Genomic DNA, 421 nt, shown 5'->3' on the forward strand with positions numbered 1-421 from the left:
CGTCGTCGGCTACAATGTCCAGGTCGCGGTGGACACCGAACACCATCTGATCGTTACGCACGAGGTCATAAACGTCGGCAACGACCGTGGGCAGCTTGCTCGGATGTCGAAGCAAGCCAAAGAAGTGCTCGAAGTGGACAAGCTCGAGGCGGTCGCCGACCGTGGCCACTTCGACGGACAGGAGATATTAGCCTGCGAAGAGGCTGGCGTTGCAGTCACCTTGCCCAAGCCCATGACGTCGAACGCCAAGGCGGAGGGCCGGTTCGGCAAACAGGACTTCGCCTATCTGCCGGATGAGGACGTCTACCGCTGCCCGTCCGGTCAGCTGCTGCCCCATCACTACACCAACATCGAGCATGGAATGACGCTGCGCCGTTACTGGTCGACGGCGGCGTGCCAAGGCTGCGTGATCAAGAGCCAG

Annotated in this window: 1 pseudogene; it reads left to right on the top strand. The window is 61.3% G+C overall.

Annotated features, from left to right (window positions below):
- A pseudogene (locus tag CWO89_RS46740) lies at positions 1–421 on the top strand (IS5/IS1182 family transposase); the annotation flags it as partial.

The organism is Bradyrhizobium sp. Leo170 (assembly GCF_004296405.1).
In the GTDB taxonomy this organism is placed as follows: Bacteria; Pseudomonadota; Alphaproteobacteria; order Rhizobiales; family Xanthobacteraceae; genus Bradyrhizobium.